The organism is Streptomyces sp. NPDC051578 (assembly GCF_044454045.1).
GTDB lineage: Bacteria > Actinomycetota > Actinomycetes > Streptomycetales > Streptomycetaceae > Streptomyces.
Genome location: NZ_JBITDH010000014.1, coordinates 1 through 20,644 on the forward strand (window position 1 = coordinate 1; position 20,644 = coordinate 20,644).

A 20,644-nucleotide genomic window follows, 5' to 3' on the forward strand; every position below is an offset into this window, starting at 1 on the left:
ACGCCCGGTTACATTCCGAACCCGGAAGCTAAGCCTTTCAGCGCCGATGGTACTGCAGGGGGGACCCTGTGGGAGAGTAGGACGCCGCCGAACAACCCGCCCTTTTAGCTCAGTCGGTAGAGCGTCTCCATGGTAAGGAGAAGGTCAACGGTTCGATTCCGTTAAAGGGCTCCAAAGAAAGGCCCCCGCCTCATGGCGGGGGCCTTTTTTGTTTTCATCGCAGCCGGCAGGCCTCAGCGGCCGGAGTCCGAGTGGGTGCTCGTGTCACTTTCGCCAGAACAGGTGGTGCGTGACGCAGCTCGGGCTGGGAACGACCTCCAGGTGGAACCGGTCCAGCAGCTCGTCGGGGGACTCCCAGAGCCGTAGTCCGGACCCGAGCTTCACCGGGGAGACCGCCACGTGCAGGGTGTCGACGAGGTCGGCGTCGAGGAACTGCCGGATGGTGGTGACCCCGCCGCCGAGTCGGACGTCCTTGCCCTCTGCCGCTTCCCGCGCCTGTTCGAGGACCGTCGCCGGGTCCCCGTCGACGAAGTGGAACGTGGTGTCGGAGAGCGTGAACGAGGGACGCGTGTGGTGGGTCATGACGAACACCGGTGTGTGGAACGGGGGCTCCTCCCCCCACCAGCCGCACCACTCGTGGTCCTGCCAGGGCCCGCGCTGGGGCCCGAACTTGTTGCGGCCCATGATCTCGGCACCGATGTTGCGTGCGAAGTCCCGGGTGAAGTAGTCGTCGAGGCCGCGGCTGCCTCCGGAATCCGTGCGCATGGGCCAGCTCGCGGTGGCTCCGGCCCATGCGAACAGCCTCTCGGGACGGTCCAGGCCGAACGGCCGGTCGAGACTTTGGTGCTCACCGGCGCCGATTCCGTCACTCGAGACGTTGAAGTTCATGACTCTCAGCAGTTGGTCCACGTGTTTCCCCATCAGGTCGTGTCGCGTCATCGTGTGGCGGGGCGCCGCACATCAAGAGGTCGAACGGGACATAGCCGGATCGACAGCGTCACGCGACTCTTTTCCAAAACGTGCCCGGGAAGTAGCCCTGGTGGAGGTGTGGCCGCGGCGGAAGGGTCGAGCCGTTACCCCTACTGGTCGCCGTGGCGCTGTTCGGGGACGCGGAAGGCGAGGATGGCCATGTCGTCCGACGCGGGTTCGGCCGCGAAGCGTTCCACCGCGCGCAGGATGCGGGCCGCCACGGCGCCGGCGGTGAGGCCCGTACAGGTGGTGAGGACTTCCGCGAGGCCGTCGTCGCCGAGCATGCGCGTGCCCTCGCGGCGTTCGGTCACGCCGTCCGTGACGCACAGCAGGACGTCACCCGGGTCGAGGGTGAGGGTCTGCTCGTAGAGGTCGAGGTCGTCCATCACCCCGAGCAGCGGCTGGGGTTCGGCGGCGGGGATGACCTCGCCGTCCGGGCGCAGGCGCAGGGGGAGCGGGTGGCCGGCGCAGACAACCTTCATGAGGGCGCCGCCGTCCGGCTGGGGGTGGAGCTCGCCGTACAGGAGGGTGAGGAAGCGGCTGCGCGCGCCCTCGTCGAGGATCGCGGCGTTGAGGCGTTCCAGCACCGCCGGGCCGCCGAGGCCTTCGCGGGCCAGCAGGCGCAGGGCGTGCCGGGCGAGGCCGGTGACGGCGGCCGCCTCGGGTCCCGTACCGCACACGTCGCCGATGGCGAAGCCGTAGACGCCGGGGCGGATGGGGAAGACGTCGTAGAAGTCGCCGCCCACCTCGTTGCCCTCGCCCGCCGCGCGGTAGATGACCTCGACCTCGATGCCGGGGATGGCGGGGGAGCCGGGCGGCAGGAGGCTGCGCTGGAGGGAGCGGCTGATGGCGGTGCGCTCGGAGTAGAGGCGTGCGTTGTCCAGGGCCAGGGCGGCCCGGCGGGAGAGGTCGTCCGCGAGTTCCAGGATCTCCTGGCGGAAGTGCTCCTCCGACGGCTTGCCGAGCGTGAGCATGCCGATGACGCGGTTGCGTGCCAGCAGGGGGAGGACGACGGTCTCGCCGCCGACGGCGGCGGCGGCTTCCGGCCAGGGGCGGGCGCCGGCCTCGCGGAGCGGTTCGGGCGGGCTGACCCGGGAGAGCAGGGCTTTGAGTCCGTCGATGCGTTCCTCGTCCTCGTGCAGTACGTAGGAGAGGTACGGGTCGGAGGTCTGGTCGGCGATCGTGTAGACGGCGCACCAGGTGGCCAGGGTCGGGACGGTCATCTGCGCCATCAGGGCCAGGGTCTGGTCCCGGTCGAGGGTGCCGGCGAGCAGGTCGGAGGCTTCCACGAGGAAGGAGAGGGAGCCGCGGCGCAGGCGTTCCAGCTCACCGAGGCGGGCGGACTCGACGGCGAGCGCGATCCGGTCGGCGGCGAACTGCAGGCGCAGGGCGTCCTCGTTGGAGTAGCGGCCCGGGTTCTCGGCGGAGACGCCGAGGGAGCCGGTGAGGCGGCCTTCGACCTTGAGGGGGACGGTGACCACCGAGCGCATTCCGGTGGATTCCAGGAGCGGGACGGCTCCGGGGACGGCGATGAGGTCGTCGTGGACGGCGGGCATGCGGGCCGAGCCGTACCGGTTGGTGCCCGCTTCGACGGGGACGCGGGCAAAGCGCTGGCGGGTGGAGGGCAGGCCGGTGGTGGCGCGGACTTCGAGTTCGGTCTCGTCGTCGGTGGCGAGCAGCAGGAAGGCGGCGTCGGCGTCGAGCATGTCGCGGGCCCGCTCGACGGTGCGTTGGAGCAGTCCGTCCAGGTCGTCGGGGGCGGGGGAGCCGATGAACACCTCGAAGGGGTCCGCGGGGCGGGCTTCGGTGAGCTGGCCGGCGTCGGAGGGGATCCGTGCGGGGGTCTGGAGGAGGGCGCGTTCGTCGTCGTGGACCAGGAGGCAGACGATGGACGGCTCGCCGTGGGCGTCGCGTACCCGCAGGTGCGAGGCGTACACGGGGATGACGCGGCCGTCGGCGCCGCGGATGCCGTAGCTGCCCTCCCATCGGGACAGGCGGAGGGCTTCGGCGATGCCGGTGCCGGTTCCCGGCGTCTGCGGCCAGGCGGCCAGTTCGGCGAGCGGGCGGCCGAGGACCTTCTCCGCGGAGTGGCCGAAGATGTGTTCGGCGTCCTCGTTCCAGGCGGAGACGGAGTCGGAGGCGTCGATCTGGATGACGGCGACCCGGACGCGGCTGTCGGCGAGGGGGAGCAGCTGGTCGGGGACCACGGGCCCGGCCGAGCGGGTACCGACCGGACGGTCCGGGAGGTCGAGGCGGAACCACACGTGTTTGCGGGTGGCGGTGTACTCGACTCCCCAGCGCGTGGCGAGGGCGGCGCAGAGCATGAGTCCGCGGCCGTTCTCCCGGTCGGGGTCGGCGTAGGGGCGTTCGCCGGGGTGCTGGAGCGGGAGCTCGCGCTCCGGGTACCGGTCGGCGATCTCGACGCGTACGCCGCCCTCGGTGCGCAGGCACAGGACCTCGGCGCGGGTTCCGGCGTGCACCACGGCGTTGGTGACGAGCTCACTGGTCAGTACGACGGCGTCGTCGACGATGTCGGCGAAGCCCCAGCCCTGCAGGGTGTCGCGCACGAACGCGCGGGCCGCTGCGACCGAGCGTCCTAGGGGATCGAAACTGGCAGCCGCCCGTGCCGTGATCACAAGTCTCCTTCGACGCGGTGGGACATCGGGTGCCAGGTTACTTACCTTCGCGGGCCGCATGGCGCCGTCGTGGGGGATTCCACCCGGGGAGGGCGGGCGGTGTGCAATGGTGCCGAAGTGTTATGGCCGGGTTCGGCCAGGGTGAAACACTGGGCAGGATGGTCTAGCCGGGCGTTTGACTCGTCGGGTTTCGGTGGAACAGTGGTCGACCCTTTCGGGAGGGACACGGTGGAGTCTGGCGCAGCGGTGCGGCGTACGGGGACGCGCGCGAAGGGCGGGCGGTCCCGGCGGAACGGTACGACGGAGGTCGACACCGCCGCCCTGAACCGTCTGCTCACGGCCCTGGTGTCGATGCGGGACGGTAATTTCCGCAAGCGGCTGACGGTGTCCGGCGAGGGCGTGATGGCGGAGGTCGCCGCCGTCTACAACGAGGTCGCCGACCGCAATCTCCACCTGACGGGGGAGCTGTCGCGGGTGCGGCGGATGGTGGGCCGCGAGGGCAAGCTGAGCGAACGGCTGGAAACAGGCGCTTGCGAGGGGTCCTGGGCGGCCGCGATCGATGCCTCGAACCAGCTCGTGGACGATCTGGCCCGGCCGGTGTCCGAGGTGGGCCGGGTGCTGTCGGCGGTCGCCGAGGGTGACCTGGACCAGCGGATGGACCTGCGGACGCAGACCGCCGACGGGGCCGGGCATCCGCTGCGCGGGGAGTTCCTCAAGGTCGGGCGGACGGTCAACAACCTGGTCGACCAGCTGTCGGCGTTCACCGACGAGGTCACGCGGGTCGCGCTGGAGGTGGGTACCGAGGGCAAGCTCGGCGGCCAGGCGCAGGTGCGGGGCATGTCCGGTTCCTGGAAGGACCTGACCGACTCCGTCAACACGATGGCGTACCGGCTCACCGCCCAGGTGCGTGACATCGCCCTCGTGACGACCGCGGTCGCCAAGGGCGACCTCTCGCGCAAGGTCACGGTGCACGTGGCCGGCGAGATGCTCCAGCTCAAGAACACCGTGAACACGATGGTGGACCAGCTGTCCTCCTTCTCCTCCGAGGTGACCAGGGTCGCCCGCGAGGTGGGTACGGAGGGTGAGCTGGGCGGCCAGGCGAAGGTGCCCGGGGTCGCGGGCGTGTGGAAGGACCTGACCGATTCCGTCAACACGATGGCCGGGAACCTGACGGCGCAGGTGCGGGGGATCGCGCAGGTCACGACGGCTGTCGCCAATGGTGACCTGTCGCAGAAGGTACGGGTGAGCGCGCGCGGCGAGGTCGCGCAGCTGGCCGAGACGATCAACCAGATGACGGAGACCCTGCGGACCTTCGCGGACGAGGTCACCCGGGTGGCCAGTGAGGTCGGCGCGAAGGGTCTGCTGGGCGGTCAGGCCCAGGTGCCGGGGGCTGCCGGTACCTGGAAGGACCTCACCGATTCGGTGAACACGGTCTTCCGGAACCTGACGACGCAGGTGCGCGACATCGCGCAGGTGACGACGGCGGTGGCCAACGGCGACCTGTCGCAGAAGGTCACGGTCGACGTGGCCGGCGAGATGCTGGAGCTCAAGAACACCGTCAACACGATGGTGGACCAGCTCCAGTCCTTCGGCGCCGAGGTGACCCGCGTGGCCCGTGAGGTCGGCGTGGAGGGCGAGCTGGGCGGTCAGGCCCAGGTGCCCGGGGCGGCCGGCACGTGGAAGGACCTCACCGATTCGGTGAACACCGCCTTCCGCAACCTCACCGGCCAGGTGCGCAACATCGCGCAGGTGACGACGGCGGTGGCCAACGGCGACCTGTCGCAGAAGGTCACGGTCGACGTCTCGGGCGAGATGCTCCAGCTCAAGAACACCGTGAACACGATGGTGGACCAGCTGTCCTCCTTCGCGGACCAGGTCACGCGGATGGCGCGGGACGTGGGTACGGAGGGCCGCCTGGGCGGCCAGGCCCGGGTGGAGGGGGTGTCCGGCACCTGGAAGGAGCTCACCGACTCCGTCAATTTCATGGCCGGGAACCTGACCTCCCAGGTCCGCCAGATCGCCCAGGTGACGACGGCGGTGGCGCGCGGTGACCTGTCGCAGAAGATCGACGTGGACGCCCGGGGCGAGATCCTGGAGCTCAAGAACACCATCAACACGATGGTGGACCAGCTCTCCGCCTTCGCCGAGCAGGTGACCCGCGTCGCCCGTGACGTGGGTACCGAGGGGCGCCTCGGGGGTCAGGCGCAGGTGCCCGGGGTGGCCGGCGTGTGGCGTGACCTGACGGATTCCGTGAACGGCATGGCCGGGAACCTGACCTCGCAGGTCCGCAACATCGCGCAGGTCGCGACGGCGGTGGCGCGCGGTGACCTGTCGCAGAAGATCGACGTGGACGCCCGGGGCGAGATCCTGGAGCTCAAGAACACCCTGAACACGATGGTCGACCAGCTGTCGAACTTCGCGGAGCAGGTGACCCGGGTGGCCCGCGAGGTGGGCACGGAGGGGATCCTGGGCGGTCAGGCGGAGGTCAAGGGCGTCTCCGGCACCTGGAAGGACCTCACGCAGTCCGTCAATTTCATGGCGAACAACCTGACCTCGCAGGTCCGCAACATCGCCGAGGTGACGACCGCCGTCGCCATGGGCGACCTCTCCAAGAAGATCACGGTCGACGCCAAGGGCGAGATCCTGGAGCTGGTCACCACGGTCAACACGATGGTGGACCAGCTGTCCTCGTTCGCGGAGCAGGTGACGAGGGTCGCGCGCGAGGTGGGCACCGAGGGCATCCTCGGCGGTCAGGCGCGGGTGCGCGGGGTCACCGGCATCTGGAAGGACCTGAGCGACAACGTCAACACCATGGCGGGGAACCTGACGGCCCAGGTGCGGGGGATCGCGCAGGTCTCCGCGGCGGTGGCCAACGGAGACCTGACGAAGAAGGTCACCGTCGAGGCGCGCGGCGAGGTCGCGCAGCTCGCGGACACCGTCAACACGATGGTGAAGACCCTCTCGTCCTTCGCGGACGAGGTCACGCGCGTGGCCCGCGAGGTGGGTACGGAGGGCCGTCTCGGCGGTCAGGCGCACGTGCCGGGCGTTTCCGGGACCTGGAAGGACCTCACCGACTCGGTGAACTTCATGGCCTCCAACCTCACCGGTCAGGTGCGGCAGATCGCCATGGTCACGACCGCCATCGCCAAGGGCGACATGACCAAGAAGATCGACATCGACGCGCGCGGCGAGATCCTGGAGCTCAAGACCACCATCAACACGATGGTCGACCAGCTGTCGTCGTTCGCCGACCAGGTGACCCGCGTCGCCCGCGAGGTGGGCACGGAAGGCATCCTGGGCGGCCAGGCCCGTGTCCGTGACGTCGACGGCACCTGGCGGGACCTGACCGAGTCCGTGAACGAGATGGCCGGGAACCTGACCCGGCAGGTGCGCGCGATCGCGGCGGTGGCCACCGCGGTGACCCGCGGCGACCTGAACCTCAAGATCGACGTGGACGCGTCCGGCGAGATCCAGGTCCTCCAGGACAACATCAACACGATGATCGCCAACCTGCGCGACACCACCTTGGCGAACAAGGAGCAGGACTGGCTCAAGGGCAACCTGGCGCGCATCTCCGCCCTCATGCAGGGCCGGCGCGAACTGGACGACGTCGCCTCGCTGATCATGAGCGAGCTGACCCCGGTGGTCTCCGCGCAGCACGGCGCCTTCTTCCTGGCGCTGCCGACCGGGGGAAGCACCGAGATCGGGACGGACGGCGGCGGGGACGGCTCGTACGAGCTGCGGATGCGCGGCAGTTACGCGTACGCGGGCGGACAGATGCCGATCTCCTTCCGGCCCGGCGAGGGGCTGATCGGGACGGTCGCCGAGGAGAAGCGCACGATCCTGGTGGAGAACACCCCGCCGGGCTACCTCAAGATCTCCTCCGGACTCGGCGAGGCTCCGCCGGCGCACGTGATCGTGCTGCCGGTGCTCTTCGAGGGCAAGCTGCTCGGCGTCATCGAGCTGGCGTCCTTCACCCCCTTCACGCAGATCCAGAAGGACTTCCTCAGCCAGATCGCCGAGATGATCGGTACGAGCGTCAACACCATCAGCGTCAACTCCAAGACGGAGGTGCTGCTCAAGCAGTCGCAGGAGATGACCGAGCAGCTGCGCGAGCGCTCCGACGAGCTGGAGAACCGGCAGAAGGCGCTCCAGGCCGCCAACGCGGAGCTGGAGGAGAAGGCGGAGCTGCTGGCCCGTCAGAACCGGGACATCGAGGTCAAGAACACGGAGATCGAGGAGGCCCGGCAGGTCCTGGAGGAGCGCGCCGAGCAGCTCGCGGTGTCGATGCGGTACAAGTCCGAGTTCCTGGCGAACATGTCGCACGAGCTGCGTACGCCGCTCAACTCGCTGCTGATCCTGGCGAAGCTGCTGGCGGACAACGCGGACGGGAACCTTTCGCCCAAGCAGGTGGAGTTCGCCGAGACCATCCACGGGGCGGGTTCGGACCTGTTGCAGCTGATCAACGACATCCTGGACCTGTCGAAGGTCGAGGCGGGCAAGATGGACGTCTCGCCGACGCGGATCGCGCTGGTGCAGCTGGTGGACTACGTGGAGGCCACCTTCCGTCCGCTGACCGCGGAGAAGGGACTGGACTTCTCGGTCCGGGTCTCGCCGGAGCTGCCCGCGACCCTGCACACCGATGAGCAGCGGCTGTTGCAGGTGCTGCGCAACCTGCTGTCGAACGCGGTGAAGTTCACCGACGGCGGCGCCGTGGAGCTGGTGATCCGCCCGGCCGGGGCGGACGTGCCCTCCGCGATCCGGGAGCAGCTGCTGGAGGCGGGTTCGCTGCGGGACGCGGACGCGGATCTGATCGCGTTCTCGGTGACGGACACCGGGATCGGGATCGCGGCGAGCAAGATGCTGGTGATCTTCGAGGCGTTCAAGCAGGCGGACGGGACCACGAGCAGGAAGTACGGCGGTACGGGACTGGGCCTGTCCATCAGCCGGGAGATCGCCCGGCTGCTCGGCGGCGAGATCCACGCGGCGAGCGAGCCCGGCCGCGGCTCGACCTTCACGCTGTACCTGCCGCTGCACCCGAGCGAGTTGCCGCCCCAGGGGTACGCCCCGCCGACGCCCGGCGGGGCGCGGGGCGAGTACCGCAGGCCGGCCGAGGAGGCGGGCCCCGAGGCGACGGCGGCCCCGGCGGCCGCCGTACCCGCACCGGCGGTCGAGCCGGGGGAGCGGCGTCCGGCGCTGCCTGCGGCCGAGGGGGACCGGGCCGCGCAAGGGCAGGGCGGCCCGGCCGCGCTGTTCCGGCGGCGGCGCAAGTCGCTGAGCGACCTGGAGCCGCGCACGGCGGTACCGGGACAGTCCGACGCGCAGGGCGACGGCAGCGGTTGGGGCGGTGAGCTGGAGCAGCTCGCGCCGGTGCCGCGGACGTACGACTTCCACGGCGAGAAGGTGCTCATCGTGGACGACGACGTGCGCAACGTCTTCGCGCTGACCAGCGTGCTGGAGCAGCACGGACTGGCCGTGCTGTACGCGGAGAACGGGCGGGAGGGCATCGAAGTCCTGGAGCAGCACGACGATGTGACGGTCGTACTGATGGACATCATGATGCCGGAGATGGACGGGTACGCGACGACTTCGGCGATCCGGCGGATGCCGCAGTTCGCGGGGCTGCCGATCATCGCGCTGACGGCGAAGGCGATGCAGGGGGACCGGGAGAAGGCGATCGACTCCGGTGCTTCCGATTACGTCACCAAGCCGGTGGAACCCGATTACCTGCTGTCCGTGATGGAACAGTGGATGCGCGGGAAATGATCACTGAGGGAGTCTTCTGATACCAATTGCTGACTCAGTGTGGCGGAACCGGTGTGGAAGGGCGGCATAGGGGGAACCTTCTGCTCTCCCACACCGTTTCTGCTTCGTGCACAGTGACATCCTGGTGACAGGGTGTGGCGATCTCGGGACTGGGGCTACGATGACCGGCACAAGGACGGACGGCGCAAGGATGCCGCCCTCTGGGGCGGGGCCCGGCGAACAGGCCGGTGCCAGGAGCCGGGGAGGCCCCATGCCGGGGCGAGGAGGACAGGGCATGGTGCAGAAGGCCAAGATCCTCCTGGTCGACGACAGGCCGGAGAATCTGCTGGCGCTGGAGGCCATCCTCTCCGCGCTCGATCAGACACTGGTCAGGGCGTCGTCGGGAGAGGAAGCGCTCAAGGCGCTGCTGACGGACGATTTCGCGGTCATCCTGCTGGATGTCCAGATGCCGGGCATGGACGGTTTCGAGACGGCCGCACACATCAAGCGGCGGGAACGGACCCGGGACATCCCGATCATCTTCCTCACCGCGATCAACCACGGTCCGCACCACACCTTCCGCGGTTACGCGGCGGGCGCGGTGGACTACATCTCGAAACCGTTCGACCCCTGGGTGCTGCGCGCCAAGGTCTCGGTCTTCGTCGAGCTCTACACGAAGAACTGCCAGCTGCGCGAGCAGGCGTCGCTGCTGCGGCTCCAGCTGGAGGGCGGCGGTTCGGGCGGTGTGGACGCGGGCAAGGAGACACCCGGGCTGCTGGCCGAGCTGTCCGCGCGGCTCGCGGCGGTGGAGGAGCAGGCGGAGGCGCTGACCAAGCAGCTCGGCGAGGAAGCGGCCGACGCGTCGGTCGTGGCGACCGCGGCCCACCTGGAGCGCAAGCTCACCGGCCTGCGCCGGGCGCTGGACGCGCTGGAACCGGGAGCCGGCGGCGGGGCGGCCGTGCTGCCCCTCCAGGGCTGAGCACTCCGCCACCGCCGCGCCCCGCCCTACGGGCGCCCGCCGCGGGCCCGCTGGCGGTACGTCAGTTCTGGCGGACCGTCACCGCCGTCGGGCGACACGAACGGGTGAAGGGGTGGGCACGCGTGTCCACCGGCGTGCGCACCGGTAACCTCGGGCGCATGGCCTCAAGTACGTCCGGCAAGGGTTCCCAGAGCGCGGCGGCCGCCGCGAAGAGCCGCTCCGGGCGTACGACCGCTCCGGCGAAGAAGGCGGCTCCCGCTCGCAAGCCTCCGGTCAAGAAGGCCGCGACGGCCAGGCGCGCGCCCGTCAAGAAGGCCGCCCCCAAGCCCGCGCCGTCCCCGACCGGGGGCGTGGTGCGGCTGGTGCGCTTCGTGTGGCTCGGCATCGCGCACGCGGTCGGTTCCGTCTTCCGCAGCGTCGGCCGGGGCGCCAAGAACCTCGACCCCGCCCACCGCAAGGACGGCGTCGCGCTGCTGCTGCTCGCCCTGGCGCTGATCGTCGCCGCCGGTACCTGGTCGAACCTGAGCGGGCCCGTCGGGGACCTGGTCACCATGCTGGTCACCGGTGCGTTCGGGCGCCTCGACCTGCTCGTGCCGATACTGCTCGGCGTGATGGCGGTGCGCTTCATCCGTCACCCCGAGCAGACCGACGCCAACGGCCGGATCGGCATCGGCCTGTCCGCCCTGGTCATCGGCGTGCTGGGGCTCGTACACATCGCCTGCGGGGCGCCGGGACGCGGCGAGGGCACCACCGCGATGCAGGACGCGGGCGGGCTCATCGGCTGGTCCGCCTCGAAGCCGCTGATCTTCACCATGGGTGCGCCGCTGGCCGTACCGATGCTGGTCCTCCTGACCGTCTTCGGGCTGCTGGTGGTCACCGCCACCCCCGTCAACGCGATCCCGCAGCGGCTGCGGCGGCTCGGGATCCGGCTCGGGCTGATCCAGCCGAACGAGTACGACGAGGGCTACGGGCAGCCCGCGGGCGCAGTCCCCGTAGGCCGGCCGGACCGGCACGACCCGGCGCGGTGGCAGGCCCGGGCCGCGGCCGCCGACCCGGCCGGCGCCGCCGAGGAGGAGGCGCTCGCCCGGCGGCGCAAGCCGCGACCGAGCGCGACCCGCCCCGCCATGGACCGGGAGATGGACGCCGTCGACGTCGCCGCGGCGGCCGCCGCCGCGCTGGACGGCGTGGTCTACGGCGGGCTGCCGCCCTCCCCGGTGGTCGCCGACCTCACGCAGGGGATCACCCCCCAGCGCGAGCCCGGGGCGGTGGAGGTCACCACCCCGGTGCCTCCCGCGCGCGAGGAGCGCCCGGCCGCGGCCGGGCCCGCCGGCGAGGCCGCCGGGGCGGACGCCACCGGACCGCACGACAGCACCGCCGCGGCCTCCGGCACCCTGTCCGTGCCGGACCTCACCAAGACCCCGCCGCGCAGCGAACCCCTGCCGCCGCGGGCCGAGCAGCTCCAGCTGCGCGGGGACATCACCTACGCGCTGCCCTCGCTGGACCTGCTGGAGCGCGGCGGCCCCGGCAAGACCCGCAGCGCCGCCAACGACGCGGTCGTGGCCTCGCTGACCAACGTGTTCACCGAGTTCAAGGTCGACGCGCAGGTCACCGGATTCACCCGCGGCCCGACGGTCACCCGCTACGAGGTGACGCTCGGCGCGGCCGTGAAGGTCGAGCGGATCACCGCCCTCGCCAAGAACATCGCGTACGCCGTCGCCTCGCCGGACGTGCGGATCATCAGCCCCATCCCGGGCAAGTCGGCGGTCGGCATCGAGATCCCCAACACCGACCGCGAGATGGTCAACCTCGGTGACGTCCTGCGCCTCGCGGACGCCGCCGAGGACGACCACCCCATGCTCGTGGCGCTCGGCAAGGACGTCGAGGGCGGCTACGTGATGGCCAACCTCGCGAAGATGCCGCACGTCCTGGTCGCCGGCGCCACCGGCTCCGGCAAGTCCTCCTGCATCAACTGCCTGATCACCTCGGTGATGGTCCGGGCCACCCCGGAGGACGTCCGGATGGTCCTGGTCGACCCCAAGCGGGTCGAGCTGACGGCCTACGAGGGCATCCCGCACCTGATCACCCCGATCATCACCAACCCGAAGCGGGCCGCCGAGGCCCTCCAGTGGGTCGTGCGGGAGATGGACCTGCGCTACGACGACCTCGCGGCCTTCGGCTACCGGCACATCGACGACTTCAACCAGGCGATCCGGGACGGCAAGATCACGCTGCCGCCGGGCAGCGAGCGGGAGCTGAGCCCGTACCCGTACCTGCTGGTGATCGTGGACGAGCTCGCCGACCTGATGATGGTGGCGCCGCGCGACGTCGAGGACTCGATCGTGCGCATCACCCAGCTGGCCCGCGCGGCCGGCATCCACCTGGTCCTCGCCACCCAGCGGCCCTCGGTGGACGTGGTCACCGGCCTCATCAAGGCGAACGTGCCCTCGCGGCTCGCGTTCGCCACCTCCTCGCTCGCCGACAGCCGGGTCATCCTCGACCAGCCCGGCGCGGAGAAGCTGATCGGCAAGGGTGACGGGCTGTTCCTCCCGATGGGCGCGAACAAGCCGGTGCGCCTCCAGGGCGCGTTCGTCACGGAGGAGGAGATCGCCGGGATCGTGCAGCACTGCAAGGACCAGATGGCGCCCGTCTTCCGGGACGACGTCACCGTCGGCCAGAAGCAGAAGAAGGAGATCGACGAGGAGATCGGCGACGACCTGGACCTGCTGTGCCAGGCGGCGGAACTGGTCGTCACCACCCAGTTCGGCTCCACCTCGATGCTCCAGCGCAAGCTGCGCGTCGGCTTCGCGAAGGCCGGCCGGCTCATGGACCTGATGGAATCGCGGGGCGTCGTCGGCCCGAGCGAGGGTTCGAAGGCGCGCGACGTGCTGGTGAAGCCGGACGAGCTGGACGGGGTGCTGGCGGTCATCCGCGGGCAGGATCAGCCGTAAGGGTCGCGAGGGACCAGTCGTAACGGTTCTGCGGGCAACCGTTTCCCCGGGCCGGGCGTCAAGTTGAGGGAAGCGGCGGACACCGCGCCCCGGCGCGGGACCGCCGAACCGGCTCCGCACCAGCCGGGGGCCCGAAAGCCATTCGGATGGCCTAGGGACTCCACCCCTCCGGTTGCTCCACCCTTTCGTCACCCCCCTAGACTGGGAATCCAGCAGGTGGCTACACGCTCGAAAGGCGCCCTCGTGTCCATCGGCAACGCCAACTCCCCCGAAGAAGAGCGGCCTTCGACCGACGACCGGTCCGAGGACCGCCTCGTCGAACGCACCGTCGAAGGACCGTCCATCGGGACGGCCCTCAAGAAGGCCCGGATCGTCGCCGGGCTCACCGTCGACGAGGTCAGTTCCACCACCCGCGTGCGCATCCCGATCGTGCACGCGATCGAAGAAGACGATTTCACGCGGTGCGGCGGCGACGTCTACGCCCGCGGTCACATCCGTACGCTCGCCCGCGCCGTCCACCTCGATCCGGCACCCCTGGTCGACGCCTACGACGCGGCCCACGGCGGCCGGCCGGCACCCACTCCGCCCGCTCCGCTGTTCGAAGCCGAACGCATCCGTCCCGAGCGGCAGCGGCCGAACTGGACGGCGGCCATGGTGGCCGCGATCGTCGCCGTCATCGGCTTCGTGGGCTTCACGGCCTTCGGCGGAAGCGGCGACACCAAGGGGAGCCGGCCACTGGCGGAAGGTTCCTCCGCCTCGTCCGCGCCCAAGCCGGCGGGCAAACCGGCCGCGCCCCAGCAGCCGCCGAAGGCGCCGAAGCCGGCGCCCTCCGACAGCGCCATCGCCGCCGCGCCCAAGGACCTCGTCACGGTCGTCCTGACGGCCAACGACGGGGAGAGCTGGATCTCCGCGAAGGACCACAGCGGCCGGTCGCTGTTCGACGGGACGCTCGCCCTCGGCGAGTCCAAGACGTTCACCGACAAGGAGTCCATCGACCTCGTACTCGGCGACGCCGGGGTCGTCAAGCTGTTCGTGAACGGCAAGGAGATCAAGGACCAGTTCCAGCCGGGGCAGGTCGAACGGCTCACCTACACCAAGGACGACCCGCGCCAGGGCCAGGCCCAGGCGGGCTGACCAGCGCGGACCGCGAAATTCCGGATCCCCGGGAGGCCCCGTCGGCCTCCCGGGGATCTTGTCATGGGGACGTGGGGCAGGGGCCGACGCCGGGACGAAGTAGTCTTGAGTCCATGCCCGAACGCCGTACCGTCGCCCTTGTCACTCTTGGCTGCGCCCGTAACGAGGTGGACTCGGAGGAGCTCGCAGGCCGCTTGGCGGCGGATGGCTGGGAGCTCGTCGAGGACGCCGCCGATGCGGACGTAGCCGTCGTCAACACCTGCGGCTTCGTCGAAGCCGCCAAAAAGGACTCCGTCGACGCCCTCCTGGAAGCCAACGATCTCAAGGATCACGGCAAGACCCAGGCCGTCGTCGCCGTCGGCTGTATGGCCGAGCGCTACGGCAAGGAACTCGCCGAAGCGCTCCCCGAGGCCGACGGCGTGCTCGGCTTCGACGACTACGCCGACATCTCCGACCGCCTCCAGACCATCCTGAACGGCGGCATCCACGCCTCCCACACCCCGCGCGACCGGCGCAAGCTGCTGCCGATCAGCCCCGCCGCCCGCCAGGACGCCGAGGTGGCCCTGCCCGGACACGCCCAGGAGCCCGCCGAGGCCCCCGCGGACCTGCCCGAAGGCCTCGCGCCCGCCTCCGGTCCGCGCGCGCCCCTGCGCCGCCGCCTGGACAAGAGCCCGGTCGCCTCGGTCAAGCTCGCCTCCGGCTGCGACCGGCGCTGCTCCTTCTGCGCCATCCCGTCCTTCCGCGGCTCGTTCATCTCCCGCCGCCCCAGCGACGTGCTGGGCGAGACGCGCTGGCTCGCCGAGCAGGGCGTCAAGGAGATCATGCTGGTCTCCGAGAACAACACCTCGTACGGCAAGGACCTCGGCGACATCCGGCTGCTGGAGACGCTGCTGCCCGAGCTGGCCGGGGTGGACGGCATCGAGCGCGTCCGCGTCAGCTACCTCCAGCCCGCCGAGATGCGGCCCGGCCTGATCGACGTCCTCACCTCGACGCCGAAGGTCGTGCCCTACTTCGACCTGTCGTTCCAGCACTCGGCCCCCGACGTGCTGCGCGCGATGCGCCGCTTCGGTGACACCGACCGGTTCCTGGAACTGCTCGACACCATCCGCGGCAAGGCGCCGCTGGCCGGCGTCCGGTCCAACTTCATCGTCGGCTTCCCCGGCGAGAGCGAAGCGGACTTCGCCGAGCTGGAGCGTTTCCTCACCCACGCCCGGCTCGACGCCATCGGCGTCTTCGGCTACTCGGACGAGGACGGCACCGAGGCCGTCGGCTACGAGAACAAGCTGGACGCGGAGACCATCGCGGAGCGGCTCGCGCACATGCAGCGGCTCGCGGAGGAGCTGACCTCCCAGCGTGCGGAAGAGCGGATCGGGGAGACCCTGGAGGTACTCGTCGAGACCGTGGAGGAGGTCGACGAGGACGGCGAGGGCGCCTACGGGCGCGCCGCGCACCAGGCGCCCGAGACGGACGGGCAAGTGGTCTTCACGGACAGCACCGGTCTGGTGCCCGGCCGTATGGTGACGGCGAAGGTCGTCGGCACGCTGGGTGTGGACCTGGTGGCCGAGCCCCTGGGCCTGGATCTTGAGGAGGCGGCCGGATGACCGGAGTCCCGGCACCTGCGGCGGGCGGGACCGGCCGCCGGCCCTCGCCCGGCGCGGGGCTCGGGACCGCGGCCGTCAATCAGGCCAGCCTGTGGAACATCGCCAACATCCTGACGATGATCCGGCTCGTGCTCGTGCCGGGATTCGTCCTGCTGCTGCTCGCCGACGGGGGCTACGACCCCGTCTGGCGGGCGCTGGCGTGGGCGGCGTTCGCCGTCGCCATGATCACGGACATCTTCGACGGGCACCTCGCCCGGACGTACAACCTGGTCACGGACTTCGGGAAGATCGCCGACCCCATCGCCGACAAGGCGATCATGGGCTCGGCGCTCATCTGTCTCTCGTGGCTCGGCGACCTCCCCTGGTGGGTGACCGGGGTGATCCTCGGGCGGGAACTGGGGATCACGCTCCTGCGTTTCTGGGTCATCCGGTACGGAGTCATCCCGGCCAGCCGGGGCGGCAAGCTCAAGACCCTCGCCCAGGGGACGGCGGTCGGCATGTACGTGCTCGCCCTCACCGGCCCGCTGGCGACCCTGCGGTTCTGGGTGATGGCGGTCGCCGTCGTGCTGACCGTGGTCACCGGTTTGGACTACATCCGCCAGGCCGTCGTCCTGCGCCGCAGGGGACTGGCCGCGGAGCGGGCCGGGCAGTGACGCGAGCGGCGGGCGGTTTTCCGGAGGCGGATGGAGCCGCGGGACCTGTCAGCGCGCCGGAAGAGATCGCACAGCTGGCCGGTAACGTACTCGCTCTGCTTGCGCAGAGTGACCAGACGCTCGCCGTGGCGGAGTCGCTGACCGGCGGTCTGGTCGCCGCGGAACTGACGGCGGTGCCGGGTGCCTCGAAATCCTTCCGCGGCTCGGTGACCGCGTACGCGACCGAACTCAAGCACCGGCTCCTGGGAGTGGACGCGGAGCTGCTGGCGGCCGAAGGTGCGGTGAACGCGCAGGTCGCGGCGGAGATGGCGGCGGGGGTGCGCCGGGCGCTGGGGGCTTCGTGGGGAATCGCGACGACCGGGGTGGCCGGTCCGGACCCCCAGGACGGGCAGCCGGTGGGCACCGTTTTCGTCGCCGTGGCAGGTCCGGAGGGCAGGAAAACGGCCCGGCTGCGGTTGAACGGCTCCCGTACGGAAATCCGTAGGGAGAGCGCACGGACAGTGCTCGAACTCCTTTCGAGCGAACTCCGCGAGAATCGGCGGGGGCAGGATACGGAACAGAACGGGGGGATTTGATGTTTGCAGCCCTGAGTGAACACGACATAGCTCCCCGCACGGCCGCGGCGCGAGGCGGTACGGTGGGGCGTGAAGGTTACGGCTACACGGTCAGAGGAGGGAGCCACCGATGATTCTGCTCCGTCGCCTGCTGGGTGACGTGCTGCGTCGGCAGCGCCAGCGCCAGGGCCGTACTCTGCGCGAAGTCTCCTCGTCCGCCCGAGTTTCGCTCGGCTATCTCTCCGAGGTGGAGCGGGGGCAGAAGGAGGCATCCTCCGAGCTGCTCTCCGCGATCTGCGACGCGTTGGACGTACGGATGTCCGAGCTGATGCGCGAAGTCAGCGACGAACTGTCGCTGGCGGAGCTTGCGCAGTCGGCCACGGCAAGCGAACCGGTGCCGGCACCGGTGCGCCCGATGCTCAATTCGGTGTCCGTGGCCTCGGTCGCGGGTACCACGGAGCGGGTGACCATCAAGGCGCCCGTGGAAGCGGTGAACGTCGTAGCCGCGTGAAGGCGAGCGCGTGAAGCGCGTATGAGTGTGGCCGGAGCCCCGGCCGGTGCGTGAGGCACCGGACGGGGCTTCTTGCTGTTGCGGGGTCTCTCGCCTTGCTGCTGCGGACCTTCCCGCCGGTCCCGGTCCAGGGCTTCCTTCCGTCCGGGCCGGTGCTCTCCTCGTCGTTCTGGGTGCGGCGGCGAAGGGGGTGCGGGAGGATGGGGCCGTCCGGATTCCGGCCTTCCTGGGAGGCGGCCGTGCGGTGGTTACTCATACCCGTCGTGCTGACGGCCGGGGTCCTCTGGTGGTGGGCCGTGCTGCGGCTGTCGCTGGAGCCCGCGGACGCGGGGCCCGTGGAGGGCGCGGTGGCCGTCGGCGGATGGGGGCTGGGGCTTCTGCCCGTGCACTGCGTGCCCGGTCCGGGGCGCAGGCGCCCACGGGCGGCGGCCACGAGGGCGCCGGTCACCAGGGCATCGATACCCCCCCGTTCGGGCGCAGGATCTGGCCCGTCATGAAGGACGAGGCGTCGGAGGCGAGGTAGAGCACCGCCTGGGCGATGTCCTCGGGCTCCCCGACCCGGCGCAGCGGTGACATCCGGATCATCGCGGCCTCGGTCCGTTCCAGCTCCTCGGCGCTGTGGCCGCCGGTCATGGGGGTGCGGATCCATCCCGGCGCGACGGCGTTGACGCGGATGCCGTGCGGGCCGGTCTCGGTGGCGAGGGTCTTGGTCAGCTGGACGACGGCCGCTTTGGCGGCGCTGTAGCAGAGCAGGCCCGGCTGGGCGGCGTCCACGGCGCCGGAGGCCATGGTGATCACCGAACCGGGACGTCCGGCGGCGATCATGGCGCGGACGGCCTCCTGGCAGGTCCGCAGGACGCCCTTGAAATTGACGTCCAGGACCCGGTCGAGGTCCTCGTCGGTGGTGTCCAGGACGCTGCTGGAGTGCATGATCCCGGCGATGGCGGCGGTGATGTCGAGCGGTCCCGCGGCCGCGACGGCGGCCCGCAGTGCGGCGCGGTCGGTCACGTCGAGGGGGTGGACGGTGGCCTTGCCGCCGGCTCCGGACACCTGGCGGGCGGTCTCGCGCAGGCCGGTCGCGTCCCGGTCGGCGCAGTGCACGGCCGCGCCGGCCCGGGCGAGGAGCACGGCGGTGGCGCGGCCGATTCCGCTCGCGGCGCCGGTGACGAGCGCGGTGCGGCCGGTGAGGTCGTACGGGGCTGTGGGCATGTCCGGACGGTACGACCGTAGCTGACGGACCGTCAACTATGGGGTGGGGCCGGATTGGCAGCGCGGGCACCAGTACGTCGGGCGGTCGTCCTTCACGACGCGGCGCACCGGGGTGCCGCAGCGCAGGCAGGCGCGCGGGGCGCGCCCGTAGACGAAGAGGGACTGGCCCCGGCGGCGGCTGCCGGTGGTGTTGCGGGTCTCGCCGGTGCCGAGGTTGGCCGCGAGGAGGCGCTTCGCGGCGCCGGCCAGGCGCACGGCGGTGACCTCGGGGTCCGGCAGTGCGCCGACCGGGGTCCAGGGGGTGACCTGGGCGAGGAAGCACAGCTCGCACATGTACACGTTTCCGATGCCCGCGAGGTTGCGCTGGTCGAGCAGGGCTTCGCCGAGGGGGCGCTCGGGGGCGGCGAGCAGGTTCGCCGCGGCTTTGGCGGCGTCCCAGTCGGGGCCGAGGAGGTCGGGGCCGAGGTGGCCCACCACCTTGTCCTCGTCGGCGGTGCGCAGGAGCTCCAGGACGGGGAGGCGGTAGCCGACGGCGGTGTCGGTGGCGGTGCCGAGGACGGCGCGGATCTCGTAGTCGGGGCCTCCGTGCCATTTCCGGCCTGCGGGGAAGACGTGCCAGGCGCCGTCCATGCGCAGGTGGCTGTGGAGGGTGAGACCGCCGTCGCCGTCGATGCGGGTGAGCAGGTGCTTGCCGCGCGGAGTCACGTTCAAGGTGGTGCGGCCGGTGAGGTCCACGGTGGCCAGGCGGGGGACGCGCAGGTCGCTGCGGGTGATCTCGCGCCCGGCCAGGGCCGCGTGCAACCGGGCCGCGGCGCGCCAGACGCTGTCTCCTTCGGGCATGGCCCCATTGTCGCCCGCTGGGGCCGGTTCCGGTCGAGCCCGCCGGGCCGGCCGGCCCGAGCCCGCCGGGGCCCGGCCGGCCCGAGCGGGCCGGGCCCCGGCGGCAGAGCCGGCGCCCCCGCGGCCAGGGTGTCCTACGCGGGGGCCGGAAGGGCGGGGCGGCGGGTCACTTCCAGGTGAGGGCCTTGTTGCCCACCGTGCTGTACGGCTCGCCCCAGTACTCGGCTCCGGTGATCTTCACCTGGGCCGAGGGGGCCATGGCGATCGCGCAGCTGGTCTGCGACTGGCCGTTGGTGAAGCCCTTGGGCAGCGCGTCGTCCTTGCACTTCTCGAACGTGCCGATGACCGACACGCCATTCGTCTCGCCGCCGTCCGGGAGCAGGCCCTTGATGTGGCCGACCGAGGAGTACGCGAGGTCGGTGGTGCCGACGTTCTTGACGGTGTAGTGGATGTAGTACGGCACCATCCCCTTCACCTTGTCGCCGAGCTTGAGCGGGTCAAGGTCCGCGGGCCGGCCCTCCTCGATGGAGGTGACGGTGAGGGCGATCGTGCCCTTGGTGCTGCCGTAGGTGAACGGGACCGTCGCCGTCTGGCCGATCTTGAAGCTCTGGCCGGGCTTGGCCGTGCCCGCGGCGCCCGCGGGTGCCTCGCTGCCGGCCGCCGACGGGCTCGCGGTGGCGGCGGGGCTGCCGGCGGCGCCGGGCTGGGCGGCTGAGGCCGCGGGCGAGCTGGGCGCCGCCGGGGGCGCCTCTTCGTTGCCGCTCTTGCAGCCGCTCAGCGTCAGGGTGGCGGTGACCGCCAGGCCGAAGGTGGCGAGTGCGGTCCTGTGCATGGTTGCGGTGCTCACTTCTGGTGTCCCCCATGG

Annotated in this window: 14 protein-coding genes, 1 tRNA gene and 1 rRNA gene; 11 read left to right on the plus strand and 5 right to left on the minus strand. The window is 71.0% G+C overall.

Going from position 1 to position 20,644, the window contains the following annotated elements:
* Both rrf and ACIA6C_RS31435 read left to right on the plus strand, forming a co-directional pair.
* A 5S ribosomal RNA gene (rrf, locus tag ACIA6C_RS31430) occupies positions 1-93 on the plus strand; the annotation flags it as partial.
* A gap of 5 nt (positions 94-98) precedes the next feature.
* Positions 99-174: transfer RNA gene (locus ACIA6C_RS31435), tRNA-Thr, on the plus strand.
* Positions 175-264: 90 nt separating this feature from the next.
* On the opposite strand, the gene ACIA6C_RS31440 is transcribed toward ACIA6C_RS31435, so the two are convergent.
* Together ACIA6C_RS31440 and ACIA6C_RS31445 are read right to left on the minus strand one after the other, a co-directional pair.
* Positions 265-909, minus strand: a complete 645-nt coding sequence (locus tag ACIA6C_RS31440; RefSeq protein ID WP_399281017.1) for a dihydrofolate reductase family protein — start codon at positions 907-909, stop codon at positions 265-267.
* A 170-nt stretch (positions 910-1,079) separates the two neighbouring features.
* Positions 1,080-3,665 carry a SpoIIE family protein phosphatase gene (locus ACIA6C_RS31445; RefSeq protein WP_399281019.1) on the minus strand — a complete coding sequence of 862 codons (2,586 nt, stop codon included), beginning with the start codon at positions 3,663-3,665 and terminating at the stop codon, positions 1,080-1,082.
* Positions 3,666-3,833: 168 nt separating this feature from the next.
* Between ACIA6C_RS31445 and ACIA6C_RS31450 the strand changes: the two genes are divergently transcribed.
* The 9 genes from ACIA6C_RS31450 (at position 3,834) to ACIA6C_RS31490 (ending at position 18,227) form a co-directional block, all read left to right on the plus strand.
* Positions 3,834-9,371 (plus strand): HAMP domain-containing protein, encoded by a 5,538-nt coding sequence (locus tag ACIA6C_RS31450; RefSeq protein ID WP_399281021.1) that lies wholly within the window; start codon positions 3,834-3,836, stop codon positions 9,369-9,371.
* Positions 9,372-9,645: 274 nt separating this feature from the next.
* On the plus strand, positions 9,646-10,329 hold the full coding sequence (locus ACIA6C_RS31455; protein WP_190186265.1) for a two-component system response regulator: 684 nt from the start codon (positions 9,646-9,648) through the stop codon (positions 10,327-10,329).
* A 158-nt stretch (positions 10,330-10,487) separates the two neighbouring features.
* On the plus strand, positions 10,488-13,277 hold the full coding sequence (locus ACIA6C_RS31460) for a DNA translocase FtsK (protein ID WP_399281023.1): 2,790 nt from the start codon (positions 10,488-10,490) through the stop codon (positions 13,275-13,277).
* Positions 13,278-13,520: 243 nt separating this feature from the next.
* Entirely contained in the window at positions 13,521-14,411 is an 891-nt protein-coding gene (locus tag ACIA6C_RS31465) for a RodZ domain-containing protein (protein WP_366082053.1), read from the plus strand.
* 113 nt (positions 14,412-14,524) lie between these two features.
* Positions 14,525-16,012 (plus strand): 30S ribosomal protein S12 methylthiotransferase RimO, encoded by a 1,488-nt coding sequence (gene rimO / locus ACIA6C_RS31470; RefSeq protein WP_399281025.1) that lies wholly within the window; start codon positions 14,525-14,527, stop codon positions 16,010-16,012.
* Positions 16,009-16,665: a CDP-diacylglycerol--glycerol-3-phosphate 3-phosphatidyltransferase gene (gene pgsA / locus ACIA6C_RS31475; protein WP_399281027.1), complete on the plus strand. Its 657-nt coding sequence runs from the start codon at positions 16,009-16,011 to the stop codon at positions 16,663-16,665. The genes rimO and pgsA overlap by 4 nt, the downstream gene beginning before the upstream one ends.
* 65 nt (positions 16,666-16,730) lie before the next feature.
* Positions 16,731-17,240, plus strand: coding sequence for a CinA family protein (locus ACIA6C_RS31480; protein ID WP_399281125.1), 510 nt, complete (start codon positions 16,731-16,733; stop codon positions 17,238-17,240).
* 109 nt (positions 17,241-17,349) lie between these two features.
* Complete coding sequence (locus tag ACIA6C_RS31485) at positions 17,350-17,730, plus strand: helix-turn-helix transcriptional regulator (RefSeq protein WP_329198842.1); 381 nt, start codon at positions 17,350-17,352, stop codon at positions 17,728-17,730.
* A gap of 200 nt (positions 17,731-17,930) precedes the next feature.
* Positions 17,931-18,227 carry a hypothetical protein gene (locus ACIA6C_RS31490; protein WP_361131180.1) on the plus strand — a complete coding sequence of 99 codons (297 nt, stop codon included), beginning with the start codon at positions 17,931-17,933 and terminating at the stop codon, positions 18,225-18,227.
* Here the strand turns inward: ACIA6C_RS31490 and ACIA6C_RS31495 are convergent.
* From ACIA6C_RS31495 to ACIA6C_RS31505, 3 genes are all read right to left on the minus strand, one after another.
* Positions 18,175-18,939 (minus strand): SDR family NAD(P)-dependent oxidoreductase, encoded by a 765-nt coding sequence (locus tag ACIA6C_RS31495; RefSeq protein WP_399281030.1) that lies wholly within the window; start codon positions 18,937-18,939, stop codon positions 18,175-18,177. The two genes, ACIA6C_RS31490 and ACIA6C_RS31495, sit on opposite strands and share 53 nt — an antisense overlap.
* A gap of 36 nt (positions 18,940-18,975) precedes the next feature.
* Positions 18,976-19,779, minus strand: coding sequence for an Fpg/Nei family DNA glycosylase (locus ACIA6C_RS31500; RefSeq protein ID WP_399281032.1), 804 nt, complete (start codon positions 19,777-19,779; stop codon positions 18,976-18,978).
* Positions 19,780-19,945: 166 nt separating this feature from the next.
* Positions 19,946-20,611, minus strand: coding sequence for a hypothetical protein (locus ACIA6C_RS31505; protein WP_399281034.1), 666 nt, complete (start codon positions 20,609-20,611; stop codon positions 19,946-19,948).
* Positions 20,612-20,644 lie beyond the last annotated feature (33 nt).